General features: G+C 32.8%; 19 protein-coding genes. 16 read left to right on the top strand and 3 right to left on the bottom strand.

Annotation, left to right across the window (positions count from 1 at the left end):
* The first annotated feature begins 76 nt into the window (after positions 1-76).
* The gene (locus tag C1T31_RS11160) at positions 77-820 is read left to right on the top strand and encodes a hypothetical protein (protein WP_103052571.1); all 744 of its coding nucleotides are present in this window, start codon (positions 77-79) and stop codon (positions 818-820) included.
* A gap of 8 nt (positions 821-828) precedes the next feature.
* On the opposite strand, the gene C1T31_RS11155 is transcribed toward C1T31_RS11160, so the two are convergent.
* The 3 genes from C1T31_RS11155 to C1T31_RS11145 all read right to left on the bottom strand — a co-directional run bounded on the left by C1T31_RS11155 (position 829) and on the right by C1T31_RS11145 (position 2956).
* Entirely contained in the window at positions 829-1203 is a 375-nt protein-coding gene (locus tag C1T31_RS11155; protein ID WP_103052570.1) for a DoxX family protein, read from the bottom strand.
* A 69-nt stretch (positions 1204-1272) separates the two neighbouring features.
* A complete protein-coding gene (locus tag C1T31_RS11150; RefSeq protein WP_103052569.1) occupies positions 1273-2190 on the bottom strand; it encodes a bifunctional metallophosphatase/5'-nucleotidase in 918 nt (305 codons plus the stop codon).
* Between the two features lie 4 nt (positions 2191-2194).
* Positions 2195-2956, bottom strand: coding sequence for a 5'-nucleotidase C-terminal domain-containing protein (locus tag C1T31_RS11145; protein WP_103052568.1), 762 nt, complete (start codon positions 2954-2956; stop codon positions 2195-2197).
* Positions 2957-3026: 70 nt separating this feature from the next.
* On the opposite strand from C1T31_RS11145, the gene C1T31_RS11140 reads away from it, so the two are divergent.
* From C1T31_RS11140 to C1T31_RS11070, 15 genes are all read left to right on the top strand, one after another.
* Positions 3027-3545 carry a DUF6913 domain-containing protein gene (locus tag C1T31_RS11140; protein ID WP_103052567.1) on the top strand — a complete coding sequence of 173 codons (519 nt, stop codon included), beginning with the start codon at positions 3027-3029 and terminating at the stop codon, positions 3543-3545.
* 1 nt (position 3546) lies between these two features.
* Positions 3547-4434, top strand: coding sequence for a 4-hydroxy-tetrahydrodipicolinate synthase (dapA, locus tag C1T31_RS11135; RefSeq protein ID WP_103052566.1), 888 nt, complete (start codon positions 3547-3549; stop codon positions 4432-4434).
* A gap of 108 nt (positions 4435-4542) precedes the next feature.
* On the top strand, positions 4543-5355 hold the full coding sequence (locus tag C1T31_RS11130; RefSeq protein ID WP_103052565.1) for an outer membrane protein assembly factor BamD: 813 nt from the start codon (positions 4543-4545) through the stop codon (positions 5353-5355).
* Positions 5356-5365: 10 nt separating this feature from the next.
* Entirely contained in the window at positions 5366-5692 is a 327-nt protein-coding gene (locus C1T31_RS11125; protein ID WP_103052624.1) for a DNA-directed RNA polymerase subunit omega, read from the top strand.
* 9 nt (positions 5693-5701) lie between these two features.
* Complete coding sequence (coaBC, locus tag C1T31_RS11120; RefSeq protein WP_103052564.1) at positions 5702-6913, top strand: bifunctional phosphopantothenoylcysteine decarboxylase/phosphopantothenate--cysteine ligase CoaBC; 1212 nt, start codon at positions 5702-5704, stop codon at positions 6911-6913.
* Positions 6906-7793, top strand: coding sequence for a type IX secretion system protein PorD (gene porD / locus C1T31_RS11115; protein ID WP_103052563.1), 888 nt, complete (start codon positions 6906-6908; stop codon positions 7791-7793). The genes coaBC and porD overlap by 8 nt, the downstream gene beginning before the upstream one ends.
* A 35-nt stretch (positions 7794-7828) precedes the next feature.
* Entirely contained in the window at positions 7829-9481 is a 1653-nt protein-coding gene (gene recN / locus C1T31_RS11110; protein ID WP_103052562.1) for a DNA repair protein RecN, read from the top strand.
* Positions 9482-9524: 43 nt separating this feature from the next.
* A complete protein-coding gene (locus C1T31_RS11105; RefSeq protein ID WP_103052561.1) occupies positions 9525-10337 on the top strand; it encodes an enoyl-ACP reductase FabI in 813 nt (270 codons plus the stop codon).
* Between the two features lie 116 nt (positions 10338-10453).
* Positions 10454-12181: an FG-GAP-like repeat-containing protein gene (locus C1T31_RS11100; RefSeq protein ID WP_123912668.1), complete on the top strand. Its 1728-nt coding sequence runs from the start codon at positions 10454-10456 to the stop codon at positions 12179-12181.
* A 5-nt stretch (positions 12182-12186) separates the two neighbouring features.
* Positions 12187-13911, top strand: coding sequence for an FG-GAP-like repeat-containing protein (locus C1T31_RS11095; RefSeq protein WP_103052559.1), 1725 nt, complete (start codon positions 12187-12189; stop codon positions 13909-13911).
* Between the two features lie 130 nt (positions 13912-14041).
* Positions 14042-15793, top strand: a complete 1752-nt coding sequence (locus C1T31_RS11090) for a T9SS type A sorting domain-containing protein (protein WP_103052558.1) — start codon at positions 14042-14044, stop codon at positions 15791-15793.
* 72 nt (positions 15794-15865) lie between these two features.
* Entirely contained in the window at positions 15866-16873 is a 1008-nt protein-coding gene (locus C1T31_RS11085; protein WP_103052557.1) for a glycosyltransferase, read from the top strand.
* Positions 16870-17832 carry a CdaR family protein gene (locus C1T31_RS11080; protein ID WP_103052556.1) on the top strand — a complete coding sequence of 321 codons (963 nt, stop codon included), beginning with the start codon at positions 16870-16872 and terminating at the stop codon, positions 17830-17832. Before C1T31_RS11085 ends, C1T31_RS11080 begins: the two co-directional genes overlap by 4 nt.
* Positions 17829-18413 carry a dephospho-CoA kinase gene (gene coaE, locus C1T31_RS11075; RefSeq protein ID WP_103052555.1) on the top strand — a complete coding sequence of 195 codons (585 nt, stop codon included), beginning with the start codon at positions 17829-17831 and terminating at the stop codon, positions 18411-18413. Before C1T31_RS11080 ends, coaE begins: the two co-directional genes overlap by 4 nt.
* A gap of 80 nt (positions 18414-18493) precedes the next feature.
* On the top strand, positions 18494-20068 hold the full coding sequence (locus C1T31_RS11070) for a sensor histidine kinase (RefSeq protein WP_103052554.1): 1575 nt from the start codon (positions 18494-18496) through the stop codon (positions 20066-20068).
* Positions 20069-20070 lie beyond the last annotated feature (2 nt).

Genomic DNA, 20070 nt, shown 5'->3' with positions numbered 1-20070 from the left:
TTTATCGTTAAAGTGTATATTTTTATCGATTAATTGTAAATTTTGTATATATTTGCTTTCAAGAATGTGTAAATCTATGAGGGTTAGAAAGTCTAATATATTAATTGGATTTATAATAATGCTATGTGTAGCATTTACCGTGTTTGAATTCAAACAGGAATATTTCTTGTCTCAATTCTTCAGGGCACTCATCGTGCCTTTGTTTGCATTGTTGTATTTTAATAATGTCAAACGCAGATCTATCTATTTCACGTGGTTTCTGATACTGTATTCCATTTCAGAGCTTTCGGTATTTAACGAATTGTTTTTTGACTTTTCAACCATGACGGATGAACAATTAACATTATATGATAGTATCAATTATACAGTGGGCAATATAATTTACATAGCTGCTTATATATTATTGTTGATTGATGTTATGAAAACACTCGATATAAAGATGGTTTTCAAAAATTACCGAATTCATTTGGTGGTTTTAAGTGCTTTGAATGTTTACATTATATATGTGTTGTTGACCATTGTCAACCCTTATGTGGAAGGCTCCTATTTATTTTTTATAGAACTTATTTACAACATAGTCATGTTGTTGATTTTAACATCATGTTTGATCAGCTACTTTTATAATGACAACAAGAAGTCTTTATTATTGTTCTTTGGCTCTATATGTATTGTGTTTTCTGAAGTCATTCAAGTAGCTTATTACTACATTTCAGATAAAGATCTATTGAATTTAATGCAAACATTGTTATTTGTACTTGCATTTAGTTTCTTTCACTTTCAATCCAAAATCAGAAACAAAAAAGTACAATTTTTTGCCTAACTGTTTTTCTATTTTAAAAAAGGAATATCCTTTCGATATTGATATAATATAATCAATGATAGAAAAAAGGTAACCAGAGCAGTTATAAATAGGATTCCGGAATCATTATTAACTTCAATACCTAATTTAGTTAAGTGCATCATGATGGCACCGCCAATGACACCAACGGTCAAGAAGGCACCAATCCAAACGGTTTTGGGTATTAACAGGAGGATTCCGGCAATTAATTCCACAATACCTATACCTATTCTACCATAAGGTTCTAAACCAACTTGTTCAAAAATATAAACACTATCCGGATGAGCCGTAAATTTAAATCGTAAGGTTTGAATAAGAATTATCGCGACTATTAGTCTTAGAGCAAAGGTGATTTTTGATTTCATATTGTTGGGTTTGATGGCTGTTTAGACGCAATCCAAAAGAAATCATTACAAAAAGGTGGCTATCGGAATCTAAACAGTGATGGATACGCCTTGCGCTGTTTTATTTTTGCTGTTGTCCAGATAAAAATCAATTTTGCCCAAATTGATGCCATAACATCCTACCTGGTTTACCAAAACCTTGGCTCCAATACTATTGGTTACAATAGTTGGTTCAGGAAGAAACGTATGTGTATGGCCTCCAATTATTAAGTCTATATTCTTCGAGTTTTTGGCAATCATCAAATCACTTACAATATCTGGATTACCATTGTAGTCATATCCTACATGGGATAAGCAAATAATTAAATCACATTTTTCGTCCTCTTTCAAAATTCTGGACATGTCTTGAGAAATTTCAAGCGGATTCAGGTATACTGTTTCTTTGTATAGTTTTTTGTTCACTAAACCCTGCAATTGAATGCCAAGTCCAAAAACGCCAATTTTAATTCCATCTTTGATAAAGACCTGATAAGGCTTAACATGTCCATCCATTATGGTATTTGAAAAGTCATAGTTAGCTGAAAGAAAGTCAAATTTAGCATGAGGTAATTGCGCAAAAAGGCCATCGATACCGTTGTCAAAGTCATGATTGCCAATGGTAGCTGCGTCATATTTTAATTTACTCATGAGCTTAAACTCTAATTCACCACCATAATAATTGAAGTAGGGAGTGCCCTGAAAAATATCACCTGCATCCAATAACAAGGTATTCGGATTTTCCAACCGAATAATATCAATAAGGCTAGCTCTTCTAGCAACACCGCCTTTGTTTGGGTTTTTGCCGTCTTCAGGACCAAACGGATCAATATGACTATGAACATCGTTTGTGTGTAGGATGGTGATTTTTTTATGCTTTTCAGTTTGAATACAAGAAGTCAATCCAGAACTGCCTAGGCTCACAAGTGCTGCACTTGCAGAAGTTTGCTTGATAAAATCTCTTCTTTTCATAGTATTAATTTTTTAGCTTCATGAAGCGATCATCAATTTTGGGATTGATGGTGTCTGTTTTTAAAAAATAATCAAGCAAGGCATTCCGAATCTTATAATCCATAACATAAAGACTGTCATTTGGTTGAAAGAATGTCATTCGGTCGCCACCATTGTATAAGTAATCATTTGTAGCCACATAATAAGTTTTCTTTAGGTCTATAGAAATACCATTTATATTAGCATCAATCAAATTAAAATCTTCATCAACCTTAATCTGTAGTTTAGAAATAGGATGGGCGCGTTTGGCTTTTAATAGGTAGGATACCAGTTCTTGGACTTTATCACCCTTCATGGCTACGACAACAATACTGTTTTCAAAAGGCATAATTTCATAAGCTGTCCTCATAGTGATATTACCTTTGGATATGATGGCTCTGATGCCACCATGGTTAACTAAAACCATATCAATATTTTTACCAGTCCTCGAGTTAAAAACAGGATTGGTTTGTTCGTAAATAACATCAGCAAATAGGTTGCCAATAGCGGTATTTAATTCACCATCGCTCTTCGAATAGGTGTCAACCGCATATGATATCACACTGTCCAGATTTTTATTCAAATGCGTTCTGTAAGGTTGTATAAATGAGTCTATGGCAGTATCCGTTTTTAAAGTATCTGTAATGCTGATTTGTTTACCCTCAATACTGTTTAGCTTCCAGGTGTCATGTTTACAACTGGACAGAAAAATTATAAAGAGGCATAAATAGGCGTATTTTTTAAACATGTTCTAGCGCTAAAAATTAATCTGCTTATCAAGGTACTTTTACTACCTTTGTCCAAAGCATAAAGATATAATGATTTTAAAGGGTTTTAAAGAAAAATCTATTAAAAAAAAGCTTAACTCTCTATTACATTCACCAGGTGCTATTAGCGAAAACAGTATTGTTAAGAGTATTGGTGTTTTATTTAATGGTGATGAGGTTAATGATTTTGAGGTATTTAAAACTTTAGCTGATGATTTAAACGTTAGACCAAATAAATTAAAAATTATTGCTTATACTGAAAATAAGAAAGAGAATCTTTTTTCATGGAATGTTTGCTTTAATCCAAAAGATATAGGTTGGCATGGTAAAATCAAGAATATTGAACTGGAAGAGTTTTTGGGAGTTGAATTTGATTTGCTGGTAAGCTTTTATGCCAAAGACGTGCTGGAATTAAAGTTGCTTACAGCGTTGTCAAAAGCAAAATTTAAAGCTGGAATTTTTCAAGAAGATGAACGATTGAATGACTTGATTGTTAATACAGGGATTAAAGATTTTTCAGCATTTAAAAGAGAATTAAAAAAGTATTTAAAGGTATTTAATAAGTTATAAAATGAATAAAAAATTTGAAGGTGTCGGTATTGCTATTGTAACACCATTTAAAAATGATTTGAGTGTAGATCATGAATCATTGACCAATATTGTTAATTATAATATTGGAAATGGTATGGATTACATTGTTATCTCTGGTACAACAGGAGAAAGCGTCACTATTACCAAAACCGAAAAACAAGAGATAATTAAAACTATTAAAGAGGCCAATATTAGTCGAGTACCATTGGTTTTGGGTATAGGTGGAAACAATACCCATCAAGTCATTGAAGAAATCAAAAACACTGATTTTACTGGTATTGATGCTATTTTATCTGTTTCGCCATATTACAGTAAGCCAACACAGGAAGGTATTTATCAGCATTATAAGGCTATATCTGCTGTTGCTCCAGTGCCAATAATTATGTACAATGTGCCTGGAAGGACATCCTCAAATATGTTACCCCAAACGACACTTCGATTGGCAAAGGATTTTGAGAATATTATAGCTGTTAAAGAAGCAGGAAATAATATGTCACAGTACTTATGGCTTCTAAAAGACAAACCCAAAGACTTTATGATAATATCTGGCGATGATGACTTGGCTTCATCTGTAACATTAGCAGGAGGATCAGGTGTTATTTCGGTTTTGGGTCAGGCCTTTCCAGCTGATTTTACAAAAATGATTCATTTAGGTTTGAATGGTCAAGCTAAGGAAGCTTTTGAATTGCATTTTAAACTCATGGAAATAACCAGTTTGATATTTTCAGAAAATAATCCAGCTGGAATAAAAGCTGTTTTGGAAGCTATGGATTTATGTGACGCAACAGTAAGATTGCCATTGGTTCAAGCAACAAATGACTTGAAAAATAAAATTCAGGAATTTCTATCAAATTACAGTAAAAGTTAAATTAAACTTAAACCCAATAAATACTGTAAGTCAACCGTTATTTTAGCATTATAAAAATATTTTTTAATTACACATTATTAACGTAATTTTGCATTCTGTTTAAAAACTATGAAAAAACTCTTTTACATATTTATAACTTGCACACTTTTAAGTTCTTGTAGTGAATACCAGAAAGCCTTGAAGGGAACCGATATTGGTACCAAGTATAAGGAAGGCGAAAAGCAGTTTGAGAAAGGTAAATATGCAAAGGCCAACAAGTTGTTTGAACAAGTTATTCCTAATTACAGAGGAAAGCCTCAAGCTGAAAAGTTAACCTATCTTCATGCTAAAGCTTATTATGAAATGGAAGAGTGGTATTTGGCCAGTTATCAGTTTGAGCGTTTTGCGGCCTCTTATCCCAACAGTGAAAAGGTCGAGGAAGCATCTTTTTTAGGAGCAAAAAGCGCCTATATGCTTTCACCAGTTTACTCTAAAGAACAGCATGAAACTAAAGAGGCTATCAACAAGTTGCAATCATTTATTAATTTATACCCAGAATCCGAATATCTAGCTGAAGCAAACAAACTGGTTAAGGAGTTGGATTTTAAATTAGAAAGGAAAGCGTTTGATATAGCCAAGCAATATAATACTATTGCTGGTTACACGGCCGATTATAATGCGCCAATACAAGCTATTGATGCCTTTATATTCGATTTTCCTGGATCGGTTTTTAGGGAAGAAGCCTTATTTATTAAATTTGATTCAGCTTACAAACTGGCTATGAATAGTGTCTATCACAAAAAACAAGAGCGTTTAGAAAACGCCAAAACATATTATAACAATTTCAAGACTTCTTATGCCAATTCTGAATTTATGGAAGAAGCTAACAGAATGAATGAAGAAATTGAAAACGAACTTAAAAATTTCAGTACAAAAAGTTAATAATTATAAAATGGATTTAAAGAAGATTAATGCTCCGGTTAATACAACAACTTACAACAGAAATAAAATTGATGAGCCAACTGAAAACATTTATGAGGCTATCTCGATTATTTCAAGGAGAGCAGAACAAATAAATTCAGAGATCAAGAAGGAATTGATTGAGAAATTGGAAGAATTTGCAACATATAATGATAGTCTTGAAGAAATTTTTGAAAATAAGGAGCAAATAGAAGTTTCCAAATTCTACGAAAAATTACCAAAACCTCATGCTTTAGCAGTTCAAGAGTGGTTAGATGGTAAAATTTACCACAGAAATACTGAAGAAGATACTCAGTAATAAAATTATATGTCAATATTAAGCGGCAAAAATATACTATTAGGCATAAGTGCTGGTATTGCCGCTTATAAAACGGCCAGTTTGGTCAGACTTTTTATTAAAGCTGGGGCAAATGTTAAAGTCGTTATGACTCCTGCCTCAAAGGAATTTATTACTCCTTTAACACTATCAACTCTCTCAAAAAATCCGATTCATTCTTCTTTTACCAATGAAGAGGATGATAATGCTGTTTGGAATAACCATGTAGATTTAGGGTTATGGGCAGATTTGATGCTCATTGCACCAGCTACAGCCAATACCTTGTCTAAAATGGCGAATGGTGTTTGCGATAATCTTTTACTGGCCACTTATTTATCGGCAAAATGTCCAATTTATTTTGCACCTGCAATGGATTTGGATATGTACAAGCACCCATCTACTTTACGATCATTAGATGTTTTAAAACGATATGGGAATATTATTATTCCAGCTACTAGTGGTGAATTAGCCAGTGGTTTAATAGGCGAAGGCCGAATGGCTGAACCCGAAGACATTGTGCAATTTATAGAAAAAGATATTTTAAACAAGTTGCCGCTAAAAGGAAAAAAAGTTTTGATTACTGCTGGACCAACGTATGAGGCTATAGACCCAGTAAGATTTATAGGTAACCATTCAAGTGGAAAGATGGGATTTGAAATTGCTTTACAAGCAGCCCATTTAGGGGCGGAGGTGCATTTGATTTCGGGACCCACTAATCAAAAAATAAACCATAGTCTTGTTGAGGTAATCCCAGTTACATCGGCTGAAGACATGTATTTAGCAGTACATAAGTTTTTTGAAGATTGCCACATCGCTATTCTTGCTGCGGCTGTAGCAGATTATAAACCTAGAGTTGTTGCCAATAAGAAAATAAAAAAGACAGAAAATTCGTTATCTTTAGAATTGGAAAAAACAAAAGATATTTTAGCCTCATTAGGAAGTATCAAAAAAAATCAGTTTTTGGTGGGTTTTGCATTAGAAACAGATAATGAAGTTGAAAATGCAAAAGCCAAATTAAAAAAGAAGAATTTAAACTTAATTGTGTTAAATTCGTTGAATGACAAAGGTGCTGGATTTAAATCAGACACAAACAAAGTGACGCTAATTGATGAGAATGAAAATATGACATCATTTGATTTGAAATCCAAAGAGCAAGTAGCGAAAGACATTTTTGTTGAAATTTTAAAACAACTTCATGAATAGATTTATAATAGTTTTATTGTTCTTTCTATCATTTTCTGCTAAAAGTCAGGAATTAAATTGCAATGTTATTGTCAATGCCCAATTTACAGGAAATGAAAATTTTCAAATTTTTAAAACCCTTCAAACTCAATTACGAGAGTTTGTGAATTCAACTAAATGGACAGATAAGGAATTTGCTACCCAAGAACGTATAGAATGCGGGATTTTTATTAATGTTACTGAATATAACAATAATGTATTTAAGGCTTCTATTCAAGTGCAATCATCAAGACCAGTCTATGGGTCAACCTATACGACACCAGTGTATAATGTAAATGATAAAGATTTTACATTCAATTATGTGGAGTTTCAAAATTTGCTATATAACAAGAATCAATTCGAGTCTAATTTAGTGTCAGTAATTGCATTTCATGTTTACATGATTTTAGGTTTAGATGCAGATTCATTTGCTCCAAATGGAGGTCAAGAGTATTTGAAACAAGCCCAAACCATTGTGAACTATTCTCAACAAGAAAATGCTAAAGGATGGAAATTAGAAGATGGTTTGCAAACTAGATTTGCTTTAATTGATAATATGTTGTCTCCTACCTTTGCTGAATATCGCTCTGTAATTTATGATTACCATAGAAAAGGTTTGGACATTATGAGCGAGAACCCTAAAAATGGAAAAGAAGCAATAGCTAGTGCCATTGAGGAATTTAATGCCATGAACAGACGCAGACCCAATTCATTTTTATTGAGAACATTTTTTGATGCTAAAGGTGATGAGATTGAACAAATATTTTCTGACGGCCCGAATGTTCCAATCACAGAGCTTGTAGCAACATTAAATCGTGTGGCGCCAATGTACTCCAGTAAATGGCGTAATATTAAGTTTTAGTATATTATACTTTAGGATTTAAAATTCATTGTAATTTGCTGACATCACTTTCCATAAAGAATTATGCCTTAATTGATAGCCTTCAGGTCAATTTTAATCAAGGATTAACAATTATTACAGGAGAAACCGGTGCTGGAAAATCTATTCTTCTAGGAGGATTATCATTGATTTTAGGTAAAAGAGCTGATTTGAGTGCATTAAAAAAGGGTGATGAAAAATGCATTATAGAAGCGGTCTTTGATGTTACTAATTACCAACTAGAAAGTTTATTTCAGCAGTTGGATTTCGATTATGAATCACAAACCATCATTAGAAGAGAAATTTTGCCTTCTGGAAAGTCGCGTGCATTTGTTAATGATTCACCTGTTAACTTGAGTGGTTTGCAAACTCTAGGAAATCATTTGATTGATATCCACTCACAACACGAAACCATGCAATTGGTTGATGATGATTTTCAATTTCGGGTTATTGATGCCTTGGCCAAGAATGAGAACTGCCTAGAACGTTATAAAAGGGCATTGGTTCAACATAAATCACTTCAGAAAGCATATGATGCCTTATTAAATTTTCAATCAGAAGCTTTAAAGGAGCAGGATTACAATACGTTTTTACTGAACGAACTGCAAGACGCTCATTTAAAGACTGGTGAACTAGAAGAACTCGAGGAGCAGTATGAGACCTTGAATAATCTGGAGGAAATTAAGCAAACTTTTGAAAGTGCTGATTACTTATTGAATGATGAACAAATAGGTGCCATTGGTAATTTAACACAATTAAAAAACAATCTTCAAAGGTTGTCTAAATATGCCTCAAAATACGATGATCTATTTAATAGGGTAAATAGTTCAATTATTGAATTGAATGATATATTTGATGAGATAAATACGCTTCAAGATCATTTGGACTTGGATACTTCACAAATTGAAGGAATTGGTAACAGAATCGATTTGCTCTCCAATTTACTTAAAAAGCATCACGTTGAGACTATTACTGATTTGATTGAAATTCGTAATGGACTTTCTAAAAAAGTCTTGGCCGCTGAAAATATTGACGCTGATATGGCTAACAAAGAACAAGAAGTTCAGAGTTCTTTAGAGGTTTTGAATACTATCTCACAAGAAATTCATGATAATCGAAAATTGGCCATTCCCAGACTTTCAGAAGAACTAGAAAAAATTTTGAATCAATTAGGAATGCCTAATGCTCAATTTAATATTCAATTGATTTTATCAGATAATTTTCATTCCAATGGTAAAGATAATCTTCAATTTCAGTTTAAAGCCAATAAAGGTGGGAATTTTAATGACCTGAAAAAAGCGGCATCTGGAGGTGAACTGTCCCGAATTATGTTGGCTATCAAGCTTATTTTGTCAAATTACGTGCAATTGCCGTCAATTGTTTTTGATGAAATCGATTCAGGTGTATCTGGTGAAATCTCCAATAAAATGGGTGATATCATGTTGCAAATGAGTAATACGATGCAGGTGTTTACCATAACACATCTTCCACAGATTGCTGCTAAAGGCCACACGCATTTTAAAGTATACAAGGAAGATGTTGACCAGATTACCCAAACAAGTTTGAATAAATTGGATTTTGATGCACGCATTGTAGAAATTGCCCAAATGTTGGGCGGTGAAAAAATATCAAATTCGGCCATAGCCCATGCCAAACAATTATTGAATTAATACTATCTTTGAAAAGAAAATAACGAATCAACAATTCAACAATATGTCACATAATTTATTAAAAGGGAAGAAAGGAATTATTTTTGGAGCATTAGATGAAAATTCAATTGCTTGGAAAACAGCTGAACGTGTTCATGAAGAAGGAGGTAAATTCGTATTGACCAATGCACCTGTAGCCATGAGAATGGGACAAATTAATGCTTTAGCTGAAAAAACAGGTTCTAAAGTCATCCCAGCAGATGCTACGTCAATTGAAGATTTAGAGAATCTTGTCGATCAAGCTATGGAAATATTAGGTGGTAAAATTGACTTTGTACTGCATTCCATAGGTATGTCCATAAATGTCAGAAAGGGAAATCATTACACTGATCAAAACTATGATTGGACTCAAAAAGGAACCGATGTTTCAGCCACTTCATTTCACAAGGTTATGCAGACTCTTTATAAAAAAGATGCCATGAATGATTGGGGTAGTATTGTGGCTTTAACTTATATGGCAGCACAAAGGGTGTTTCCAGATTATAATGATATGGCAGACAACAAAGCTTTATTGGAAAGTATAGCGCGTAGTTTTGGTTATTTCTTTGGACGTGATAAAAAAGTAAGGGTTAATACCATTTCACAATCCCCAACACCAACTACTGCAGGTAGCGGTGTAAAAGGATTTGATGGTTTTATTTCCTATGCTGAAAAAATGTCGCCTCTTGGTAATGCCACGGCTTTGGATTGTGCAAATTACACAGTAACATTGTTTAGCGATTTGACGCGCAAGGTAACGCTTCAGAATCTGTTCCATGATGGTGGCTTCAGTAATATGGGAGTCAGTGATGCTGTTATGGAAACATTTACAAAATAGTCTAGTGAGTAAAATAAAATTTTGAAAGAGAAGCAAATAGCTTCTCTTTTTATTTTGTAAAAAGTTTTTTTTAATAGTAAATTTAATTTTTGAACAATACTAAAGATGCTATTCAAATGAAAATATCAAACGTTGCTTTATTTCTTATAATTTTTTGGACTTTTGGTATTTATGCACAAATAGATTTTGTCAATCAGGCAACAGCTTTAGGCGTAAATATGACGGCCGGTGATTTGGAGTATGGAAGTGGTATTTCATTTTGTGATTTCAATAATGATGGCTGGGATGATATTTCCATAGCAACCAGTTTTGGAAACCAGTCGGAATTTTTTCTAAACAATCAAGATGGAACCTTTACAAGACAAAATTTTTCACTTCCAAATGATAATGTTCAAGGTAGACAAATAATTTGGGCTGATTATGATAATGATGGTGATAAAGACCTTTTCATTATTAGTAATCTTAATGGCAATCATTTATACAATAATAATGGTTCTTTGGTTTTTACAGATGTTACTGCAGCTTCTGGTTTACCTACTGCTAATATAGAGTCATGGGGAGCATCATTTGGAGACATAAATAACGATGGTTTTTTGGATGTTTTTATCAGTAATCGTGATGAAAATTTGGTTCAACCAAATTTATTGTTCTTGAATAATCAAGACGGAACATTCAGCGACATCAGTGTTTCTGCAGGTATTCACTTAACGAGTCACTTATCATTTTGTTCGGCATTTTTTGATTATAATAATGATGGTTGGCAAGATATTTATGTGGCAAACGATAAGGATTTTAATGAAAACTTTTTATACCACAATAATGGTAACAACACCTTTACTAATGTTGCACCCAGTGCAGGTGTAAACATTGCTATTGATGCCATGACAACTACCATTGGAGATTATAATAATGATGGTTGGTTTGATATTTATGTTACCAATACACCAATTGGAGGCAATGCATTTTTTAAAAATAATGGTGATAATACCTTCACTAATGTAACTGAAATTACTGGTACTGACTTTCATAGTTTTGCATGGGGAGCTGTTTTTTTGGATGCTGATAATGATATGGATCAAGATATGTATGTGAGTAGTTCCATGGACGGATCTATTCCTGCATTACTTTCTGCCCAATTTTATACTAATAATGGCGATGAGACATTCTCTACGCCAAATGCCGGATTCAATAATGATACAAGAATTAGTCATTCAAACGCTATCGGTGATGTAGATAATGATGGTTATCCAGAGATTATTGTTAGTAATTCCAACAATGAATCAGTTTTTCTATGGAAAAATCAGAGTGCACAAAATAACAACTGGTTAAAAATTAATTTAGAAGGAGTTGTTAGTAATAAAGATGGTATAGGATCCAGAATTGAAATATCAATAAATGGAGAAAAACAATACCGCTACACTTTATGTGGAGAAGGTTATATATCTCAAAATACAAATTCAGAATTATTTGGTTTGGGAACTAATAGTGAAGTAGATTATGTAAAAGTTACCTGGCTTAGTGGTACGATAGATTATTTAGAAAATGTCACTGCCAATCAAATATTAAATATAGTCGAAGGATCTTATCCTTTGTCTGTAACAGAAGAGGTCTTTCAAAATGATTTTAATGTTTATCCTAATCCAGCTAATGAAGTGATAAAATTTCATTCTAAATTACCTGTTTCAGTAATTGAAATTTTTAATCAAATTGGTAGCCGTGTTTATGCAAGTGAACCAAATAAATCAGAAGGAGAAGTGAACATGGGCAATTTATCTTCAGGAGTTTATATTTTAAAAATTCAATATGGTAATACATTAATTTCAAAAAAAATCATCAAGAATTAAATATCATGTTAAGAATATGCATATTCATAATAGTAGTGCTCGTTAATTGGCAAGTTAGTTCTCAAATTTTGTTTTCAAATGAAGCTAACAATTTGGGTCTAGATAATTTGGATTTAGGAGTTACTTTTGCAGGTAATGGTGTTTCATTCGTTGATTTTAACAATGACGGTTGGGATGATTTATCTTTTTCTTCAGGGCATGACATAGCTATTAAATTTTTTGAGAATGATAATGGTATTTTTGTTGAAAGTAATTGGAATCTACCCGATTTTCGATACCAAACTAAAAGTTTGTTTTGGGTGGATATAGAAAATGATGGTGATAAAGATTTATACATTGTAAGTAATACATCCAATGGTAACAAGTTATTTGTGAATGAAAACAATGGTAATTTTGTTGATATCACCTTAAGTTCTGGATTACCTATTGGAAATTTAGAATCTTATAGTGCTTCTTGGGGAGATTATAATAACGATGGGTTTTTAGATGTTTTTATTTGCAATAGAGGAGAGGGTGTTTTTGCTCCTAATAGATTGTACAAGAATAATGGAGATACTACATTTCAAGATGTTAGCACGTCGGCAGGTATTTCTAATACAAGCAACTTTACTTTTTGTTCCGCTTTTTTTGACTATAATAACGATGGTTGGCAGGATATTTATGAAGTTAATGATAAAGATTATATTCCGAACAAATTATATAAGAACAATGGGGATAACACGTTTAGTGATGTTTCAATAGTTTCTAATACCAATATATCAATTGATGCTATGACTGCTACTATAGGTGATTATAATAATGATGGTTGGTTTGATATATATGTTACGAACACGCAATCGGGAAATGTCTTACTAAAAAATAATGGTGATGGAACTTTTGATGATGTTGCTGTTTTAACTGGAACTGCTTTTTATAGTATTGGTTGGGGAGCCGTTTTTTTGGATGCAGATAATGATAGGGACTTGGATCTTTATGTCAGTGGAGAACTTGATGGTACTGTTGGAAGCTATTTATCTTCGGCATTTTATTTAAATAATGGTGACCAAACTTTTACAATTCCATCTGGAATTGGTTTTGAGAATGATACTGGAAATAGTTTCTCTAATGCCATAGGTGATATTGATAATGACGGTTATCCTGATATTGTGGTTAGCAATTCAAATAATCAGCAACCTTTTTTATGGAAAAACGAAACAGAGAATGATAACAATTGGTTAAAAATTAATTTAGAGGGAGTTGTTAGTAATCGTGATGGGGTAGGTTCCAGAATTGAAATTTCAATTAATGGACAGCAATATTACAGATATACCTTAAGTGGAGAGGGATATTTATCACAGAATTCTAATACTGAATTTTTTGGATTAGGAACAAACACTCAAGTAGATTACATTAAGGTTACTTGGTTGAGTGGGATGGTTGATTACTTTGAAAGTGTTTCGGCCAATCAACACATCACAATTTTAGAAGGATCTAACCCATTAAGCGTTAGTGAGTTTTATTCAAAACCACAGTTATTTATTACAAATCCAGTTTCTGAATTTTTACACATTAAATGTACTGATATATTAAAAGAAATTAAGTTTTATAATCTTTCCGGAAGCTTACTAAAGGAAATTAATTGGAATTCCAAACAATTGAGTGTGGATATTTCTAATTTTTCAGACGGAGTTTATGTACTAAAATTGGTTCTTGAAGATAATACAGTTGTTAAACGCATAATTAAAGAATAGAACACTTTGTCGATATAAAATGTATTTTGTCGAAAAAAAACCTTTTTTTACCGATTAAATGTAAACCAAATTTTTTGAGTTTAAATTATTCAATACATTTAAGCATTAACTTAACTTAAATTATTTCAATATGAAAAAAATTACTTTATTATTTACTTTTTTATCCATTAGTTTTGGGTTTTCCCAAAATGGTGGGGTAGACTGTGCTAGTGCTGTTTCAGTAAGCACAGGTACAATTACTGGAACAACTATTACTGATACAAATGCTGGTGCTGATGAAAATGATTTTGCTTGGTTTTCTTTTACAGCTCCAGGTGATGGAACCATGATTTTAAGTTCTTGTGATGGAGGTGATGACACACACGTAATTGTTTATGATGATTGTGCTGGTGCTGCATTAGTTGAAAATGATGATGCTTGTGATTTGGGAGATGGAAATGCTTGGGCTTCGTATTTGGAGTATCCAGTTGCTAATGGCACTACCTATTATATTCAATGGACAGATAGATGGAGTTTTGGTCCATTTGATTGGGAGATTTCTTTTATAGGTTGTATCCCTCCAGCTGGAACAGTTGCTGTTGTTGATGACTGTGCTAATAGTCAGTTTACCATTGATGTTGATGTAACAGATTTAGGAAGTAATGGTGCTTTATCAATAACTAATAATTTTAATGCAGATGTTGTTGCTGTTGATATGGGCGTTAATACCTACTCTGTTGGACCATTCCCTACGGGCAGCGCAGTTTCTGTCTCTATAGTAGGAGATAATGCAGATTGTGATATTAGTTCAGGTGTATTAACAGATTCTTGTCCACCATCAAATGATGAGTGTGGTTCGGCAATAGCTATTGCTTGTGACGGAAATTACGCTGGATCTACAGTTTTAGCTACTGATAGTGGGGGAAATGGAGCTAATGATGTATGGTTCTCTTATACAGGTTCTGGTGTAGCAGAAGATGTTACTTTAGATTTGTGTGGATCAGGCTATGATACAGCTGTTAGAGTATTTACTGATTGTCCAGCTACAAATCAAATAGCATTTAATGATGATAATGCTGCAGCCTGTGGTGCAGGTAGTACAAGATCTTATTTGACATTTGCTTCAGATGGCACTAGTACTTATTATATTATGGTAGAAGGATGGAATACTTCACAAGGTACTTTTGTTATGAATGTTACTTGCGCTGCTAATATCCCAGCTCCTGCAAACGATTTATGCGCCAATGCAGAAGGACTTACTTTAGATGTACAAGCATCTGGTACTACAGCAGGAGCAACTGATAGTTCAACTGGAGCAACTGATGATACAACTTGTCAACCATTCCAATTCAAATCGGATGTTTGGTATTCGTTCGTAGCACCAGCTGATGGTGATGTAGGTATCATGACTACTATTACAGGTGCTTCTGATCAAGCTAATATAGCTGTCTATCCAGATTGTAATCAGTTGGATGATGATTCGCTAGGTTGTTCTAATGGCAACGGAGGTGAAATGTTGAATGTTACTGGGCTAACTAGTGGCGCTACCTATTATGTAATGGTATGGAGTGATGGTATAGCTGCAAGGCAAGGAAATTTTAGAACCGAAGGAACATTCAATATCATCGTTATGGATGCTACGCTTTCAACAGAAGATTTTCAAGCTGTTAACCAAGAATTATTCACATATTTTCCAAATCCTGTAAGTAATAATTTAACAATTAAAGCGCAGAAGAATATTCAAAATATAACTGTGTTTAACATGTTAGGGCAAACTGTGATAAACAATGTGCCGAATGCTGTTGAAAGTAATGTAGATATGTCTGCATTAAAGTCAGGTGCTTATTTTGTAAAAGTAACAGTTGATAATCAAACAGAAACTATCAGAATTATAAGAAACTAATAATTCATTTTAATATTTAAAAAGCCGCTCATATTGAGTGGCTTTTTTTATGGGTTTATTTACATTTGTTCTATGCAGTTAGAGTATTCATTCATTATTCCAGTCTTTAATCGTCCCAATGAAATTAAAGAATTATTGGAGAGCTTTGCTAACCTTGAGTTTACTGATTCTTTTGAGATTATTATTGTTGAGGATGGTTCTACCGAAGCTTCTGTTGATGTTGTAAATTCTTTTAAAAGCACCTTAAACATTGTATACCTTGTTAAGCCCAATTCTGGACCAGGAGATTCAAGGAATTTTGGGATGAAACATGCTTCGGGCAATTACTTTATAATTTTGGACTCCGATTGTATTTTACCCAAAAACTATTTATTTTATGTAAATAAAAGTCTACAATCGGAATTTGTTGATTGTTATGGTGGCCCTGATGCCGCAAAGGATTCATTTTCTAATTTGCAGAAAGCCATCAATTTTGCGATGACCTCTTTTTTAACAACAGGAGGAATACGAGGAGGTAGGCGTTGTATTGATAAATTTCAACCTCGGAGTTTTAATATGGGGATTTCTAAAGAGGCCTTTTTAGCGACTAATGGTTTTGGCAACATTCACCCAGGAGAGGATCCTGATTTATCCATTCGCCTTTGGAAATTGAATTTTAAAACGAAACTTATCCCGGAAGCTTTTGTTTATCATAAAAGACGCATATCATGGGGCAAATTTTATACCCAAGTCAATAAATTTGGTAAAGTTAGGCCCATACTCAACCTATGGCATCCAGATACGAAAAAGGTAACCTATTGGTTCCCATTTTTATTTGTTTTTGGATTATTGATTTCCATTATTTTATTAGTATTTTATAAGTGGTTTTGGCCAATATTGTTATATGGGTTTTATGTTATTCTCGTTTTTTTAGTATCCTTATTAAAAACGAAAAATATATTGGTAGCATGCTATGCTATAATAGCTGTTTTGCTGCAATTTGTGGGATATGGATATGGATTTATTGAATCTGTTTTTGCAATCAATATTTTAAAGAAAGATCCAAAAGAGCATTTTCCAGAATTATTTTTTAAGTCATGATTAAAAGTCTGAAATCGAAAATTATATCTTCAATAAAGAATAAGAAAATAAATATTTTCATTATATTCTTATCGATTTCTTTTGGTATTCTTTTGTTAACTAAATTATCTAGGTCATACACCAATACAATTGCATTTCATATTAATAAACTTAATGTTCCAGAAGAATATGTACTTTTCGATAATGATCGTGTTCTAAATGTGAGTCTGAAGACTCAAGGATTCAATTTATTAAAGTATTACGTTGGTACTCCAGTAATTGATATTGATTTTTCTAAAAACATTGTAAAAAATGATAGCTGTTATATTTGGAATAGTTCAGTAGGTTATTCTGACATCATTGCACAATTTGATAAAAATGTTGAAGTGACTAATATCAATCCTGACACGTTAAAGTTTAAATATGATATTAATGCTACTAAAAAAGTGCCCATAATTGTCAACCACAAGCTAAATTTTAGTTTGGGATATGATTTAATCGAGTCCTTTAAATTACAGCCTGATTCCATTAGGATAATTGGTCCTGAAATGCTCATTTCTGAAATAAGCAGTATTCAAACAGATACGATTTTATTAAAAGATATAAAAAAAGATATTCAGGTTAAAATCAGTCTCAAATTACCTGAATCAAAAGAAGAATTGAAATTTTCAAATACTCATACCAATGTGACTGCTCAAGTTGGAAAATTTACTGAAGGCAATCTTAAAATTCCTGTTCAAGTCATGAATGTTCCAGATAGTTTAAACATTAAGTATTTTCCCAAGTTTGTCAATGTTTCTTACTACACGAGTTTACAAAACTTTAACAATATCAGCAGAGATGATTTTAAAGTTGAATGCAATTTTGCTGACCTATCAGAAAGTCAACCATTTTTACGCCCCATAGTGGTGAAAAGCCCTAAAACAGTTAAAAATGTTAGAGTTGGTCAGCAACAAATAGATTATATTATTACTGAATGAAAATAGTAGGATTAACAGGAGGTATTGGAAGCGGTAAGACTACGGTCGCAAAAGTATTTAATGAGCTGGGAATTGCTGTTTATATAGCTGATGATGAAGCAAAAGCCTTGATGAACAGATCTAAAGTTATTAAACGCAAATTGATTGATTTATTTGGTGAACTGGCTTATACTGATAATGAACTCAACAGACCATTTATTGCTGATAAAATTTTTCATGATAAATCATTGCTTGAAAAAATGAATGGTATTGTCCACCCTAAAGTGGGTCAGCATTTTAATAGGTGGGTAAAAAATCAAAAAGGCCCATATGTTTTGAAGGAATCGGCTATATTGTTTGAGACAAACGGTCACAAAAACTGTGACTTTACAATTTTAGTAACAGCTCCAATAGATTTGAGAATTAAGCGGGTCATGGAACGCGATAATACTACAGTAAAAAAGGTCCAAGCTATTATGGACAATCAGTTAAGTGATGCTAAAAAAATGACCAAAGCTGATTTTATAATAGAGAATGTTGATTTAGATAAAATGCGTCAGCAAGTTATGGATGTCCATGAAAAACTACTGACAATCAATTAATTACACTATATTTTTAACATTTTTGTTAATGTAAGGTTAAATGCTAAGACATCTAAATGTTAAAATGTTAATTTTGAGCGATGAGCAAAAGGTTATTCATCATATTGGTGTTGTTAATGAGTTTGTCGCTTGTCGGAATTATATTTGTTCAGGCATATTATATCAACAACTCCATTAAAAATGAAGAAGAGCAATTTGACTTTAAAGTTAAAAGAGCCTTAATCTATACTTCTCGTGAAATTGAAGAAAAGGAATTGGAAGGTTATTACTTTAAGTATCAAGATTTAGTTGATCAAAAAAAGCAGGCGGATACAGTTGCTATTTCTCAATTGTTTATTTACCAGCAAAATAGCGATACTAATGAAACGCTCATTACCCGTAGTGGTATTTTAGAAGAAAACTATAAGTTATCTTCATCGCTCTTTGACATGGGTTTAGATAGTTTAAACATCAAACGGATTCTAAATAGTACTGAAACTAAAATTTATAGTAATCAGCCTTCTTTAGATAATGAAATTAATGTTAATCCTATTTCAAGAATTATTAAGCAAGGTAGGCTAACCGAAGCTGAAAGGCTTATTTTAGATCAATCTTTTAAGATATTTGCCAGTAGAAAACCAATTCACAAGCGTGTAACTGATAGGGATATATTTGAATTATTGAGTCAAAAACTTCAAGAAGATGGGATTGATCTCGATTTCGAGTTTGCCATTTATAGTAATGATTTGGCTACAAAAGTACAAAGTGACAATTTTGAATTACAGAAGGCTTCCACTTTTAGTATACCAGTTTTTACTGACGAAATAGGCAATCATGACTACAGATTGTTAGTGAACTTTCCCAAGCGGAATAAATTTGTACAGTCTTCTATAATTAGAATGACGCTGTTGTCGATTATTTTCACATCAATCATTATTATAGCATATTCAAGTGCGTTATTGCAATTATTCAAGCAACGTAAAATTTCAGAAATTAAGACTGATTTTATCAATAATATGACGCATGAGTTTAAAACGCCCATTGCAACCATTAACTTGGCATTGGATGCTATAAAGAATCCTAAAGTTATTGAGGACAAAGAGCGGGTTATGCGATATCTTCAAATGATTAAAGATGAGAACAAGCGCATGCATGCCCAGGTGGAAAATGTATTGAGAATATCTAAACTTGAAAAGAATGAATTAAACATTAGTAAAGACCGTGTAAAATTGCATGATTTAATTGAAGATGCCATTACACATGTGGAGCTGATTGTTGAGGATAGAAAGGGTTTCATTAAAACCCATTTGGAAGCAGAGAAATCTTCGGTTTTAGCAAATGAATCACATTTTACTAATGTCATCGTTAATATTCTGGATAATGCCATTAAGTATTCTCCAGATGCTCCCAAAATTGATGTTTACACTGAAAATGTAGGTACAAACATCATTTTAAAAATAAAAGATCAGGGTAGCGGTATGAGTAAAGCTGCCCAAAAGCGTGTGTTTGAAAAGTTTTATAGAGAGCACACAGGAAATATACATAATGTAAAAGGACATGGACTTGGCCTGGCATACGTCAAACGTATAGTTGACGATCATCAAGGGCACATATCCGTAGAAAGTGAAAAAGAAAAAGGAAGTACCTTTATTATAAAACTTCCATTAATATCATAAGT

It is taken from the genome of Hanstruepera neustonica (genome assembly GCF_002895005.1).
GTDB lineage: Bacteria > Bacteroidota > Bacteroidia > Flavobacteriales > Flavobacteriaceae > Hanstruepera > Hanstruepera neustonica.
This window is presented reverse-complemented; position numbering and strand designations above follow the sequence as displayed.